Raw genomic sequence first — 15,940 nt, 5'->3', positions numbered from 1 at the left:
TTTATTTAGATGGAGTGTCATTTGAAACATATCCTTCAATAGTTTTTTTTTTAGTATTTGAAGTAGGAATCATTTTATACTTGTTTTAATAAAGAAGTAAGGATTGAGAGTAATTTTAGGACCTATGGTTCTGAAACGAATATGGAACAAGGAATTTTAGATGGTAACCAACAACATGTTGTAGAAATCAATTGGCCAGAACTAGCTGGTATATATGAGGTTGAATTTAATGAAATGTGGGGCAGTTCTACATTATCTTTTGATAAAGTAAATTCTAACATCAGTACTCGTAAAATCGATAATACAACACATGTTATTGATATTAACGGTAAAACACCGGAGGCGCGTTCGAAGTGTTTGTAAAACAGCAATCTCATAATTGATTCGGTTAACCCTCTCCATTCCCTTACTATCCGTCTCAATAATGATATCCTTCCATTTGGGCTGGATCACTCCTTCAATAGGAACTTCGTCATTAGCTGCAAAAAAACGTTGACCACTATCACCATATTCTCGAATTAGTTGAAGAGCTTCAATGACAGGTTGATGAGATTGATTATTAGATCTGAACGTAAGATTTTTTAAGATATTACAGAAAGCAATCCGATAATGCCCCCGATAGGAAGAATGCATCTTTATATAGATTTTTTCTTTGTATTCTCGGTGATTTCTTGTCATGTCTTTAATAATATCCCGAATTGTTGAAGCGCCTACAATCGGATATAGAGTATCTTGAATAATTCCATCTGGATGATTAACCGTCGCTTTTAATAAGTTGATAATATGTTTATTTTTCCCTTGAACCCTTTCCAACTCTTCTACTGCTTCTTTACGGGTAGTATTCTTGGCCTTATTTCCGAACTTGAGAGTGATTTCATCCAACAGATCAGCTAAATAGTCGATAACTTCAGCATGACGATGCCAAAATAAGATGGCAAGTAAGGTGTAGCGAATGGGTGCTGGATGTGCTCGCAATTCCGTTACAGTCTCAGTAGCTGCACGAAGTCGATATTTCTTTAGTAATTTTGGAGTCATATGATGAAACAAACCATTAGGAATTTGGAGATGTCGTATAGCTAACAGTTTTTTAACCTCCATCTCCATCGCATTTACACTTGGTTTACGAGGAGAAGATAATAGTTGACGAAAAGTTAAAATGTCGGTTTCCTCTCCATCAGAATCCTCATCAGCATGGGACTCAAGTAAAGCATCTAACCGAGTGCACGTCTTAGCAGATAATTGCTGATATGTCATTTTATATAAGCTCTTTTCAAAAGTATCAATGGCAGAGTCAATCATACGCTTTAAGCTCCCAATAGAAGGAGGTTCAACTTTCCATTTACGAAAGAGACTGTATGCTTGGTTTTTTAAATAGTCTGTATCATGTGTAGACTGAACTTGTTCTTCTAACCATTGTCCCAAACGATCATTATCTGTACGTGTAAGCTCCTGAAATCCAAAAAAATCCCTTATATTTTTTCGATGTCGGGTATAAGTCTTTTCTTTTCCACCCCAACTATATTCATCAAATTGATCATGCGAAACATCAAGCTGTTTCGCTATGTACTCGATCACTACTTTTGGGATGTCTTGCTTTTGGCTAGGGAATCTAGCTTTCTGTTGGAAATACTTTAGTAACACGGCAAAGCCCAAACGGTTCGTTTCTGTTTTATTCCCCATAGATAGATGTAGTTCATTTGGCATTAACATAAAGTTTGCTAAAAGCTCTTCTTCATTCCAATTTTTCTTCACTGGTTCTCCCTCTGATCTACATGTTTTTTTAATAGTATAATTTCAAACATAGAGACCATCAAGATAACTAAGAAAAGCAGCAAAGCTAAACCATTTTCCTTTTATTGTAATATATCTGACGGACTAGAGCAGTAACCCTGTGATTAAGCCTGAAAGAATATAGAATGACATTTAAGCACCTACATCAATTGGCTTTGGAAAATGGTGATGCCATTCATCTACTACATGAATGCATAGATTTTCTAAGAAAAAACAAAATCATACTGCCTGCTATCACTACACTTGAAAGAATAGTGTGGGAAGCAAGGGCAATGGCTGAAAAGAAGCTATTTAACACGGTTAGTCAATCCCTAACAAATGAACAAAAAGAAAAACTTGAAGATATTATTACCTTGCAGCATTCGTCAGAATCCAATAAAACGATATTGGATTGGTTAAAAGAACCACCGGGACATCCTTCACCCGAAACCTTTTTAAAAGTAATAGAACGACTCGAATACATACGAGGAATGGAATTAGAAACGGTGCAAATTAATCATTTGCACCGCAATCGCCTGTTACAGCTGTCTCGCTTGGGTTCAAGATATGAACCTTATGCATTCCGTGATTTTCAGGAAAATAAACGATATTCAATACTAACCGTCTATTTATTACATCTTAATCAAGATTTGACGGATAAAGCTTTTGAAATTCATGACAGACAAATACTTAGTCTCTTATCAAAAGGTCGTAAGGCTCAAGAGGAAATTCAGAAACTGAACGGTAAAAAGCTGAATGAGAAAGTTATACACTTTACGAACATCGGACAAGCTTTGATCAAAGCAAAACAGGAAAAATTAGACGTTTTTGAGGTTTTAGAATCCGTTATTGAATGGAATTCTTTTGTCTCTTCGGTCGAAGAAGCCCAGGAGCTTGCACGTCCTGCTGACTATGATTATTTAGACTTACTGCAAAAACGATTTTATTCACTAAGAAAATATACGCCAACGCTATTAAGGGTGTTGGAATTTCATTCTACAAAGGCAAATGAGCCACTTTTACAAGCTGTAGAGATTATCCGAGGAATGAACGAATCCGGAAAACGAAAAGTACCTGATGACTCACCTGTGGATTTTATTTCAAAACGTTGGAAAAAGCATTTATACGAGAATGATGGTACAACAATCAATCGTCATTACTATGAAATGGCTGTTTTAACAGAACTTCGGGAGCATGTTCGGGCAGGAGATGTTTCCATTGTTGGCAGCAGACAATATAGAGATTTTGAGGAATATTTGTTTTCCGAATTTACATGGAATCAAACGAAAGAGAATACGAGATTATCAGTTAGTTTATCATTCGAAGATTATATAACGGAGAGAACCAGCAGCCTTAATGAAAGGTTAAAGTGGTTAACTGCCAATTCCAACAAGTTAGATGGAGTTTCTCTTGATAAAGGAAAGCTGTCACTTGCACGCTTAGAAAAAGATGTACCAGAAGAAGCAAAAAAGTTTAGTGCAAGCCTTTATCAGATGCTACCAAGAATAAAATTAACCGATTTACTGATGGATATTGCTTATATAACAGGATTTCATGAGCAATTTACTCATGCTTCCAATAATCGAAAACCGGATAAAGAAGAAACGATTATTATTATGGCTGCCCTTTTAGGAATGGGAATGAATATAGGTGTAAGCAAGATGGCTGAAGCAACACCCGGACTTACATATAAGCAATTAGCCAATGTATCTCAATGGCGCATGTATGAAGATGCAATGAATAAAGCCCAAGCCGTATTAGTAAATTTTCATCACAAATTACAATTGTCTTCCTATTGGGGAGACGGTACAACATCCTCATCAGACGGTATGAGAATGCAGTTAGGTGTTCATCACTACATGCAGATGCAAACCCACATTATGGAACTGGAAAAGGAGCCACCATCTACCGTTTTACTAGTGATCAATTCTCTTCTTACTACACAAAGATTATTCATACTAATTCAAGGGATGCGATTCATGTTTTAGATGGTTTGTTGCACCATGAAACGGATTTAAACATAGAAGAGCATTATACAGACACAGCTGGTTACACAGATCAAATATTCGGACTGACTCATTTATTAGGATTTAAATTTGCCCCAAGAATAAGAGATTTAGCAGACTCAAAATTATTTACAATAGATAAAGCAAGTGAGTATCCAAAATTAGAAGCCATTTTACGTGGACAAATAAATACAAAGGTCATTAAAGAAAATTATGAGGATGTTTTGCGATTAGCTCACTCAATAAGAGAAGGAACAGTTTCAGCATCCCTTATTATGGGGAAACTAGGATCTTATTCAAGACAAAACAGCTTGGCTATAGCCTTACGTGAGATGGGTCGAATAGAAAAAACAATTTTTATTTTGAATTATATATCGGATGAATCATTAAGAAGAAAAATACAAAGGGGATTAAATAAAGGAGAAGCCATGAACGGATTAGCAAGAGCTATTTTCTTCGGAAAACAAGGTGAGCTTAGGGAACGGACTATACAACATCAATTGCAAAGAGCCAGTGCTTTAAACATCATTATCAATGCTATTAGTATTTGGAATACCTTACATCTAACAAAGGCAGTTGAATATCAAAAACGGTCAGGTAGTTTTAATGAAGAATTATTGCACCATATGTCACCTCTAGGTTGGGAACATATTAATTTACTTGGAGAATACCATTTTAATTCGGAGAAAATGGTCTCGTTAGATTCTTTAAGACCCTTGAAACTTTCTTAACGTTGTTAAAACTGGGGGAATAGTCGGGGAAATGGGCTTAGCGTTGTAAATCCGCATTTTCCTGACTGTACCCCAAATAAGAACAATTAAGCGATTGATGGGAATGAATAAATAAATCTTATTCAACCAAAGGGTGCTTTACTTGAGAAGGTCACTAGAAGAGTCAAATGATAACTATGAACTGCCCCAATTGCTAGGTTTTGTTTAACAATTGGGGCAGTTCATTTATAGCGCATAGGTAATCAGCTTTTTGTTAATCATGAGGTAGATATTTTTATCTAAAAACCCAACAATGGAAATATATTACAGCTCATGCCCCGTTTTTACACGTATCTCGGCTGAACCCCATCAACCTCTAAATTAATAACTACGCCAAAAGCTGATTTTCTTTAAGATAAGGAAATCAGCTTTTTCTTTGTAAAATATTTTTTAATACAGGAAAACCGGATTTTTATTTTCCATAAAATTTATTAACGTGGGTTTTATGTCATTTGGTTGGCGGGACCCCTTAGAGTAGGAAATTCGGCTCATTTTATGTCGAAATTTACTTAGCGTATATTTTCGTTAATTATCTTAACTAGTCGTTACGTATGACTTTACAGCATTCGATGCAAAGTTATCGGTTTTTTGTATGCAAATTTATGGATTAAGTCATACAATTACGCACTATTTTTAATGAATCGATATTTACTTGTTTCTTCAACTAAGTTCGTCCGAATCTTTTTCTACAAAATCACTAAAGTCATCTCCCCAATCACAGATGGCTGTTACAACATTCTCTAGTTGATGACCAATTTCACTAAGTTCATACTCAACCTTAGGAGGCACTACGGGGTATACACATCGAGTAATTATTTTATCGTCTTCTAATTCTCTTAATTGTCTAATCAACATACGTTGATTAACTTCAGGCAGCTTTTTTTGTATTTCACTTAATCTTAATGGCGAACGTTGTAACAAACACCATATAATTGCTATTTTCCAACGCCCTCCTATCACAGATAAAGCTAAATCTTTTCCAGTGAAAAATTCCTTGTCCTTATAATGAATAACCATAATTTTTGACCTTCCTCTCGCGAAAAAAATGTTTATAGTGACAAATTTGTCAGTATTGTAATTAAAATTATAAAGTGTAATCTTAGTGGTGTAAACAATAAAAAAAGAAAGTAGGGATTCAATTGAAAAGTAGAGCTGCTGTTGCATTTAAGCCAGGGGAGCCACTTCAAATCGTAGAAATCGATGTAGAAGAGCCAAAAGCAAAAGAGGTATTAGTAAAAATACTATATACTTCTGTCTGTCATACAGATGCTTTTACATTATCAGGTGACGACCCAGAAGGAGTATTTCCTGCTGTATTAGGCCATGAAGGTGCTGGTGTTGTCGTTTCAGTAGGTGATGAAGTTACTTCAGTAAAACCTGGGGATCATGTTATTCCACTATATACACCTGAATGTGGAGAATGTAAATTCTGTCGTTCTGGTAAAACAAACCTATGTAGTGCTGTACGAGAAACACAAGGTAAAGGTTTAATGCCTGATGGAACAACTCGCTTCTCTTATAATGGAGAGCCCCTTTATCATTACATGGGAACTAGTACATTCAGTGAATATACAGTTGTTAATGAGATTAACTTAGCGAAAATCGATGAAAACGCTCCGTTAGATAAAGTTGCTTTATTAGGATGTGGTGTGACTACAGGTATTGGTGCTGTACACAACACTGCAAAAGTTGAAGAAGGAGCTGTAACAGCTGTATTTGGTTTAGGAGCGATTGGATTAGCAGCTATTCAAGGATTGGTTCAAGCAAAAGCAAGCCGAATTATTGCAGTTGACCTGAATCCCCAAAAATGGGAACTCGCTAAAAAAATGGGAGCGACTGATTTTGTGAATCCTGCAGATTATGATCGCCCAATTCAAGAAGTTATAGTCGAAATGACAGATGGTGGCGTGGATTATAGCTTCGAATGTATTGGTAATGTTGAAGTAATGAAATCCGCTCTTGAAGCATGTCATAAAGGTTGGGGCGAAAGTATTATTATCGGAGTAGCTGGTGCTGGTAAAGAAATCCATACTCGTCCATTCCAATTAGTAACGGGCCGAGTATGGCGTGGATCAGCCTTTGGTGGAGTTAAAGGAAGATCTGAACTTCCAGAAATGGTCGAAGATTATATGCATGGTGATATTGATTTAGATTCATTTATTACTCATCATTTAGAATTTAAAGACATCAATGCGGCATTTGACTTATTACACAAAGGTGAATCCATTCGTACGATTTTAACTTACGGAGAGTGAGATAATGAGTCTTAAATGTATTGAACAACATCGTTCTTTCGAAGGAGAGCAACGTAAGTATAGCCATTATTCCGAAGTCTTGCAATGTGATATGAAATTTAGTATCTACTTACCATCAAATAAAGAAAAGAAAAAAATTCCACTTATATGGTGGTTATCTGGTTTAACTTGTACAGATGATAATTTTAGTCAAAAAAGTGGATTTCAACGTTTGGCTGAAAAACATCAAGTTGCAGTGATTATGCCAGATACTTCACCACGTGGAGAATACGTTTCTGATGTTGCAGCATGGGATCTTGGACAAGGGGCAGGTTTTTATTTAAATGCTACCCAGGATCCTTGGGCACAGCATTATAAAATGTATTCGTATATCGTAGATGAATTAACATCCATTGCTTCGACTATAGTACCTAATTTTTCAGGTGAAGAAAGCATAATGGGGCATTCAATGGGAGGACATGGGGCTTTAGTGATCGGTTTGAAAAATGCTAAGAGATTCAAAGCGGTTTCTGCTTTTTCTCCAATCTTAACTCCTAGTCAAGTACCATGGGGAATAAATGCTTTCACCTCTTATTTAGGTGAAGACAAAGATTCTTGGAAAGAATGGGATGCTTCAGAATTAATTAAAGAAGCTACTATTCCACCAATTCTTATTATGCAAGGTAGTCAAGACGAGTTTTATCCGAAACAATTGGAAGAACATATTTTCTTAGAGAACGCTCAAAAAAATAGTCAAATGGTAACTTATAAAAAAATGGAGGGCTATGATCATAGCTACTTCTTTATTTCCACTTTCTTAAATGAGCATTTCTCTTTCCATATGAAGTATTTAAGATGATTCTTATTTACAACAATACCCACTTCCAATGGCATATGAAGTATTTAAGTTTACAGCAAAATATAGTAACAAAAGTATCCGCATGTAGAGATGTGGGTGCTTTTGATTGTTATATTTTGTCATATTATATAGTTTGTAAAAACAAATAAATTGGGAGGAAGAGTTCATGTGGATTAAAAAAATGTTATTTAATTACCGTGTTAAACCATCCTTATTAAAATCTCGTTATGAGATTGAAAAGGAAAATCGACAAGTTGACTTATTTGAAAGTTCAACTGAAACGTCTAAACCGTTTTCGATAAGAGATACAAGATCATATATTCAGCCTAATACTAAAACATTAGAAGACATGATTAATTACTTAGCAGCTATTCGTGAAATCCCTTCTCTTTCCGTGGATAAGAATAAAATGCTTTGGCCATTAATATCCAAATGCTAAATTCAAAAAAATAATGGTTATAATTTTAGCTATTTCTATATCAAATATTTGAGTTGATGGGAGGTACAGTTTGTATGGAAATGAAAAAAATGTTAAACAATGACCGTATTAAACCATATTTATTAAAAGCACGTTTTGGAGTTGAAAAAGAAAGTCAACGAGTTGACCTATCAGGAAGTTTAGCTAAAACGGAACATCCCAAAAGTATTTCAGTAAGAGATGAACATCCTTATATTCAGCGAGATTTCTCTGAAACACAAATGGAATTAATCACACCAGTTACTGAGACACTAGGAGATTTATTTAATTATTTAGCAGCTATCCATGATGTTGCCTATCGTTCTATGGGAAATAACGAAATGCTTTGGCCATTAAGCATGCCACCACAGTTGCCCGAAAAAGAAGAAGATATTGTTATTGCGAAACTTAATAATCATGAAAATGTTTTATATCGTCGATATTTATCTAATTCTTATGGTCGACGAAAACAAATGATTAGTGGTATTCATTACAATTTTGAATTTAGCGATAATTTGATTCAGGCATTATTTGAATTACAATCAGAAATAAAAGATTATCATCAATTTAAAACAGAAATTTATCTGAAAGTCACAAGGAATTATTTACACTATCGATGGTTAATAACTTATTTCTTCGGTGCTTCTCCTAGTAGTGAAAAGAATTTCTTTGAAATAAATCCTTTAAATGACGCCGTAAGAAGCATTAGAAATAGTAAATATGGTTATAGTAATGAAAATGATGTTCAAGTATCCTATAGTAGTTTACAGAACTATATATCTGATCTTTCTTCGCTGGTAAGTAAAGGGGTTTTATTAGAAGAAAAAGAATTTTATGCATCTGTCCGTTTAAGGGGCGGTCCTCAAGTTTCAGATTTAAAAAATCATGGGATTCGTTATATTGAATTAAGAAACCTAGATTTAAATCCTTTTGAAACATATGGAATTAGCCATGAACAAGCAGAATTTCTACATCTTTTCCTCATCTATTTACTCTGGATTGATCAAGACGATAATAATGATGAATGGGTAAAAATCGGTGATTTTCAAAATAATTTAGTGGCTCTTGAACATCCGTTAGAACATACGCAATTTAAAACAGATGCTGAGCGTATTATTGATGAGATGGAACATTTAACAGGGCTGTTAGACATAACTGTTTCGAATACCTTATTTGTTAACTTGAGAGAAATGCTAACAGATCCAAGTAAGACTTTAGCTGGAAGACTTTATAAAGAGATTATAAAAAGTAGTCAAAGTCAGGTAGCTTCCCGTATTGCTAAAGAAAATTATAAAAAAGCATGGGATAAACCATATCAACTATCAGGATTTACTGACATGGAGTTGTCTACACAAATTTTAATGTTTGATGCTATTCAACAAGGATTACAAGTAGACGTTTTAGATCGACAAGATCAATTTTTAAAACTACAGTTAGGAAATCATGTTGAATATGTGAAAAATGGGAATATGACAAGTAAAGATAGTTATATATCACCATTAATTATGGAAAATAAAACAGTAACAAAGAAAATTCTTCAACAGCATGGATTTCGTGTACCAATAGGTGAGGAATTTAGTGATATAGAAAAAGCCTTACGTTCCTATGATATATTTGCAGGAAAGCCTTTTGTCGTTAAACCAAAAACAACAAATTATGGTTTAGGAATATCTATCTTTAAAGAAAACGGAGCAAGTTACGAAGACTATCAAAAAGCACTCACAATAGCATTTAAAGAGGACTCATCAGTATTAATAGAAGAATTTATTAATGGAACAGAATATCGATTTTTTGTGCTAGATGGCAAAGTTTCTGCCGTTTTATTACGAATTCCAGCCAATGTTATAGGAGACGGTTCACATACGATTGAAGAGTTAGTCGCTCAAAAGAACCTGAATTCATTAAGAGGAATGGACCATAGAACACCTTTAGAAAATATACAATTAGGTGAATTAGAGGTCCTAATGCTTAAAGCTCAAGGGTATCGAAAAGATTCTATTCCAACAAGTGATGAAATTGTTTTTCTGCGAGAAAATTCTAATGTCAGTACAGGTGGAGACTCAATTGATATGACAGATCAAATTCCCGATGATTATAAGAAAATTGCCGTAGATGCTGTGTCGGCACTTGGAGCAAATATTAGTGGTATTGATTTGATTATTGAAAATACAGAAGTTCCTGCAGCTAATAAAAATGCTTATGGAATTATTGAGGCAAACTTTAATCCATCGATGTATATGCATATATATCCGTATAAAGGCAAATCCAGACGTTTGACCATCTGTATATTACATTATTTATTCCCTGAACTACCAAAAAAATAATTTAGAAGTCTTCGAGATGTTAGAGGGATTAGTATAAAAATTGTAAATGATGTAACAAGAGGAGACATTACTTTTTAATTAATTGGGATCTCTCAGAGGTCCCAATTTAAATTATTATTTTAGAAACAGGCGTATGAGAAATGGGTTATTGGAATGCAAGTTTGAATAAGATAAAATAGGGGAATATCAGAGGGAAATTTAGAAAGGTATTTTGACTTATTTGGTCAATCAAGAGCAAGTCAAAAAGGGATACAGACGAGATATACATGTTATCTATACTTAGGAGTAAAAACCTTAATTTAATAAGAGTTTTACATTGAATACATGTAAACAATTTGTTTGACAACGATCCTTGCAACATCGAAGTCTACAACCGTTCGTTGCCCTCAAGGTAACGGACGCGCCTTAAGGAGCTCTTAAGAGACACGGTTTATCCAAGCAAGGTTATTCGATACCTTCTCATTGCACTACCTTGAATACATTAAATACATAATTTACTTAGTTAAGATATCAAGTAGTTAACGTAGCTTATCACTCAATTCTTCTTCTTAGAATACTTTAAATATTCCTGATTTTCATAGTAGATAATACACGTACCTTGGCTGTACTCCAACGTAATAGTTGATATAAAACTTACGTTAAGCAAATTTCCACGAAATTTTCACTATTTGATTCTTTAAAAAAAGTAGTAAACTAAGTAATCGGTTCCTTAACGTACAGGAATCAGTTTAAATGTGTCTAAATTTTGTCTAAATGTACAATTTTCTTTTTTGGGTATGGTGACCCCTTATTGCTCCACCAGGTATAGAAAATCCAGAGTGGGAACCTATTAGAAAGTTTATTTATAACGACAGTACATGCAAAAAGAAAAAATCATTTAAACATTTTTTACATTATCTTCACGCGAATGGGGCAGATTCTGACTATCTTAATCCACACTATTCACAACAATATATTCAAGGAGAAGAAGAGTTTGTAACCAATTATATATATTTAGAGAATTTCTCTAATGAAATCTCAAAAATAGAAAACAAATATAACTTACAGACTATCCCACTAGACACATTAACGAGATCATGGCATCATCAGGCGCCTAAGATGATTCATAAGGGAAACTACGCTGAAGCTGACATTACAGATCCATCTTTCCCTCGGCTGCCGACATATCAGAGCTTTTATGATACGGAGGCTATAAAATTAGTTACAGATATATTTAATGAAGATTTTGAAGCGTATCATTATCTTAAAATGGATATTTCTACAATATGAATCAGTTTCAGAGTACTTAAATAATAGTCTTATTTTTAATATGGAAAACACCGTGAACACTGTTATGGTGTTTTTTTGGGTTTAACACTATATTTTTAACTTTATATAATCCATATACCTTCAAGATAAGATGTATTTGTAAAATAATGTATGATTATGACCCATTTCTACAAGTATCTCGGCTGAACCCCTCTAGGTTTTTCTGTGCATCCTTTATATATTAAAGAGCCGATTTACTCTTAGCGGGGTAAATTCTGGCTCTTTTCTTATATATATTCTCTTAGCGTGGTTTTTTTCCGAAATGCTGGCGGTACCCCTAATAAAAGCTGCAGAAGATTCCCACTTTAATTTTCTAACTGTATCATTTGCACGCTTTTATCGGTGGATAGGATTTCTTTTAGCTGTCTTCCTACCCGGATTTTGGATGGCATTACTTGCTTATCACCAAGATCAAATTCCTTTCCCTCTTCTTGCGACTGTGACTGTTGCAAGATCAGGTCTACCATTTCCAGCACCACTTGAGCTTATAATTGTTTTGTTCCTTTTTGAGATGTTCCGTGAAGCCGGTCAAAGATTACCCTCCCCCCTTGGTCAAACCCTTTCAGTGGTAGGCGGACTAATCATTGGGGATGCTGCAATCCGTTCGGGTTTTATCTCCCCTTCTGTCATTGTTATTACTGCTTTATCTGCTATTGCGGGATATACCTTAGTAAACCAAATATTAGCAGGAGCAGTATCCATACTCAGAGGGTTTGTACTATTATGTTCAATTTTGATGGGGTTATATGGATTTATGCTTGCCGGATTCGTAATCGTTCTTTATATCTCAAGATTACGTTCCTTTGGAATCCCTTACTTAGCTTTAGTTTTCCCAAAATCTAGTTCAGATTTTTTCAAGGGATTGTTTCGTTTACCGTGGAGAAGTTATAGACATAGAGTTGATTATCTCCGAACCAATGATAGTTCTAAAACGGACGAAGGAGAAGGAAAACAGTGAAGCTGCACAAAATAAAACTAATAATTATGATGCTTATCACTAGTGCAATGTTATCTGGATGTTGGAATATTAAAGAAGTTCAAGATATTTATTATGTTGCAGCTCTTGGTATAGATTTTAAAGAAGGAAAATATATAGCTTATGCTCAGTTACTTGACTTTTCTAACGTTGCTAAGTTAGAGGGGGCTAGACCTGATAAACAACCACCAGTGTGGATAGGAAGAGGTGAAGGTTTTACCATTACGGAAGCATTAAATCAATTATATAAGGATGCTCAACAAAGACTTTTTTGGGGACATGTATCTACAATAATATTAAGCGAAAGACTGCTCAGACAAGATATTAAAGACTCTATTGATTTTATTAATCGGTACCGAGAAATACGCTATAATATTCTCTTATACGCTACAAAGGAACCCATTGATGATATACTTAAAACAAAAGCCTTTTTTACATTATCGGGGTTGTCTACCATTCTCCATGAACCAAAGGAAAGGTATAAACAACGGTCTTACATACAACCTAAACAATTTTATCAATTTATTAGAGATAGTGATCCGATGGGGCAAACTGCTTATATCCCATCACTTAAAATTTCAACAGAAAATTGGAAAGAAGAATCCAAAAAAGCACCATTATTAAGAAATGATGGAGCGTTCTTTGTAAGGAATAATCGCCTAGAAGGATGGCTTTCTGAGACTGATTTAAACGGTCTAAGATGGATGGATGAAAAAAACGTTCGATCTCCTGTGTGGATTATTGAGAATGATAGCGCTGTTGTTTCCGTAGTGATAGAGAAACCTAAGATTACAACTTCCCCTATTATGAGTAGTAAGCCCATACTTTTTAATATTCGAGTTGAAGTTCAAGCTGGAATAAATGAGAAGATCAAGGAAATTAGTGATAAAGAGTTGATTACAAAAACTGAAGATATTATCAAATTAGAAATTCTAAAATCCTTTGAAAAAGGAATAGAAATAAATGCAGATATCTACAAATTAGGTGAATCATTATACCGTCAGAATCCAAGAAAATGGAAAGAAGAAGTAAAAACAGACTCGTTTTACTTAAATGAACACAGTATAAAGAATTTAAAAGTTAAAGTTAATTTAGTTAACTCCGGAAAGTTGAAGTACCAAGATGGATCCTAATATTAATTCAAACGGTATTTATAGTTTTTTAAAAAGGCCTAAGCTCTTGCAACACCGAGAAATTAGGCTTTTTTATATTGAATTCCTTAACGTTGTAAATCCGCATTTTCCTGACGCTACCCCTATATTAGGTTGCGCATGCATTGCTAAAATAGGATTAAGCCGGGTAAGATATAATTATTTTTCTAAATAGTCTACTTTATAATTATTTAATCCGTATATTTTGTTTTTAGGGATAATGATTTTGTTTAGTGTTATACATATTTCTTTTCTACTGTATAAACCTTGTCTCCTCCATGAATAATAAACAAGGGATCTAATTTAGCTGCTCTTTGTAATAAAAGTTCGAATTCACCACCCATCTTAAAACAGCTACCTTCAGGTCCGTTGCATCTGCTGTCTTCAAAAAACACAAAATTAAATTTATTCTTACAGTGTAATTTTTTCATTCATTCTTTCAGTAAATATTCTGAACGTCCATGTAGTGTCATAAACATCTTTTCCTTTCATAAAAATCAATAATCTATCTTTTTAATTACATGAAGATTAATTGTTAAGTTAATCAAAAAAATAAAGGTTCTATAATGAATCTTGAGAAGCAAAAATAATTGAAATCATTTGAGTATAGAGATGAAAAACTTAGATGTTGGGAACTTGTTTTTTGTGGCATCTTCAACCAGTGATGTATAGGTGCATCTTCTATGCCTCGAGATATCGCTATCCAAACTTTCTTTTCACACAGTGGGCTTATTTGGATTTTAAGTGATTTGATATGAGATTTATTGTGTTAGCGCCTTTACTAATTTTTATTGTATATAAGATAAAATGAAGGAATGGTGGAAATGAAATGTCTTTTTAAAGTTATAACAATTGCGCTTATAGCTGGGGCTATCAGCGGTTGCTCTGAGTTAGCGGAGATAGAAGAAAGAGGCTTTGTAGTAGGTGCCGCTTACGATATTGTTAAGGAAAAGAAATCTAATCCAATTATGAAAGGGACGTATCAAATGGTACTTCCCAGTAAGTTAACGCAAGAAGGTGGAAAAGGCGCAGGGAATAATTATATTGATGTGAGTGCAAAAGGAGATAGTGTGTTTGAACAAATACGAATAATCGCTAAAAAGATTAGTCGTACTTTATTTTTTCCACATATACAAGTAATCATTTTTTCTGAAGAATTACTATCGAATCCAAATGTTTTACAAAATACGTTAGATGTATACATTCGAGATCATGAAATGAGAAGAAATATTCGTCTATTTGTTTCTGAGAAAAATGCAGAAGCAATCTTGAAACAAAATGCAAAACCAGAAAATTTACCGGCACAGTATATTGATATGCTAGCTGAACACCCTCCTAAAAATGCTCAGATGGTTGAGGCAGCAAGAATTGGTGACGTGCAGGAAAAGATAATTTCAAACCGAAGTTTTGTACTACCTGTCTTAAAACCTACAAAACAGGGGATAGAAATGGATGGGGCTGCGTTGTTTCGTGGGAAGGATAACAAGTGTGTTGGAATGTTAAACGGCGAACAGACAGTGGGAATAAACTTTATAATCGGTGAAAAATTAGGAGGTTATTTTACCATACGTAAAAAGGACCAGCTTATTACATATGAAATTCATAAGCTACACCGAAAAATACAGGTATTTACTGAAAATACTACAAAACCGAAGTTTGATATTCATCTATTTCTCGAAGGTGCTTTAGCGGAGTTGCATTTTAGTGATCATAAAAAATTCATGAATGAAAAACGCTTAACGAAGGATATTTCAAAAGAGGTGGAACAAAGGATTCAAAAATCAATAAAGCTTGTTCAAAAAAAATATAAGGTAGATGTATTAGCGTTAGGAGAAGTATATAAGCGGCATAATTATAAAAAATGGAAGAAAATACGTAAGAATTGGGATCAAGGCGAAAATTATTTTAGTGATGCCCAAATTAATGTTCATGTTCATTCAATAATTGAACATTCAGGTTCAGCTTTACCCAAGAAAGTAAAATGAGTTAATTTGATTGGTTACCGAATTAGATATTAGCTGCCAAATATCAATACTAGCTATACCCCGTATTATATATTTTATTTTCATAACTTCGATTGCTTCA

Annotated in this window: 8 protein-coding genes and 3 pseudogenes; 9 read left to right on the top strand and 2 right to left on the bottom strand. The window is 34.2% G+C overall.

The genetic code is table 11. The features are described from left to right. Window positions 1–333: 333 nt before the first annotated feature. Window positions 334–1,752, bottom strand: a pseudogene (locus ACTFRN_RS20690) (DUF4158 domain-containing protein); the annotation flags it as partial. A 146-nt stretch (window positions 1,753–1,898) separates the two neighbouring features. Here ACTFRN_RS20690 and ACTFRN_RS20685 point away from each other — a divergent pair. Continuing rightward, window positions 1,899–4,507: pseudogene (locus ACTFRN_RS20685) on the top strand (Tn3 family transposase); the annotation flags it as partial. Between the two features lie 699 nt (window positions 4,508–5,206). Here the strand turns inward: ACTFRN_RS20685 and ACTFRN_RS20680 are convergent. Then, entirely contained in the window at window positions 5,207–5,563 is a 357-nt protein-coding gene (locus tag ACTFRN_RS20680) for a winged helix-turn-helix transcriptional regulator (RefSeq protein WP_000234699.1), read from the bottom strand. A gap of 122 nt (window positions 5,564–5,685) precedes the next feature. Between ACTFRN_RS20680 and ACTFRN_RS20675 the strand changes: the two genes are divergently transcribed. The 8 genes and pseudogenes from ACTFRN_RS20675 to ACTFRN_RS20640 all read left to right on the top strand — a co-directional run bounded on the left by ACTFRN_RS20675 (window position 5,686) and on the right by ACTFRN_RS20640 (window position 15,840). Next, window positions 5,686–6,801, top strand: a complete 1,116-nt coding sequence (locus tag ACTFRN_RS20675; RefSeq protein ID WP_000842153.1) for an S-(hydroxymethyl)glutathione dehydrogenase/class III alcohol dehydrogenase — start codon at window positions 5,686–5,688, stop codon at window positions 6,799–6,801. 4 nt (window positions 6,802–6,805) lie between these two features. Continuing rightward, window positions 6,806–7,639, top strand: a complete 834-nt coding sequence (gene fghA / locus ACTFRN_RS20670) for an S-formylglutathione hydrolase (RefSeq protein WP_000053341.1) — start codon at window positions 6,806–6,808, stop codon at window positions 7,637–7,639. Window positions 7,640–7,805: 166 nt separating this feature from the next. Beyond that, entirely contained in the window at window positions 7,806–8,078 is a 273-nt protein-coding gene (locus tag ACTFRN_RS20665) for a hypothetical protein (RefSeq protein WP_000264853.1), read from the top strand. A 74-nt stretch (window positions 8,079–8,152) separates the two neighbouring features. Further along, complete coding sequence (gene gshAB / locus ACTFRN_RS20660) at window positions 8,153–10,420, top strand: bifunctional glutamate--cysteine ligase GshA/glutathione synthetase GshB (protein WP_000425291.1); 2,268 nt, start codon at window positions 8,153–8,155, stop codon at window positions 10,418–10,420. Window positions 10,421–11,206: 786 nt separating this feature from the next. Then, window positions 11,207–11,689, top strand: a pseudogene (locus tag ACTFRN_RS20655) (sulfotransferase family 2 domain-containing protein); the annotation flags it as partial. Between the two features lie 301 nt (window positions 11,690–11,990). Then, entirely contained in the window at window positions 11,991–12,686 is a 696-nt protein-coding gene (locus ACTFRN_RS20650; protein WP_000881732.1) for a spore germination protein, read from the top strand. Next, complete coding sequence (locus ACTFRN_RS20645; protein WP_071713416.1) at window positions 12,683–13,837, top strand: Ger(x)C family spore germination protein; 1,155 nt, start codon at window positions 12,683–12,685, stop codon at window positions 13,835–13,837. The genes ACTFRN_RS20650 and ACTFRN_RS20645 overlap by 4 nt, the downstream gene beginning before the upstream one ends. Before the next feature lie 842 nt (window positions 13,838–14,679). Next, window positions 14,680–15,840 (top strand): Ger(x)C family spore germination protein, encoded by a 1,161-nt coding sequence (locus tag ACTFRN_RS20640; protein ID WP_000649885.1) that lies wholly within the window; start codon window positions 14,680–14,682, stop codon window positions 15,838–15,840. Window positions 15,841–15,940 lie beyond the last annotated feature (100 nt).

Source organism: Bacillus cereus group sp. MYBK245-2 (assembly GCF_051916145.1).
GTDB lineage: Bacteria > Bacillota > Bacilli > Bacillales > Bacillaceae_G > Bacillus_A > Bacillus_A pacificus.
The sequence above is the reverse complement of the archived record's forward strand: the minus strand, read 5'-3'. Positions and strand labels throughout refer to the sequence as shown.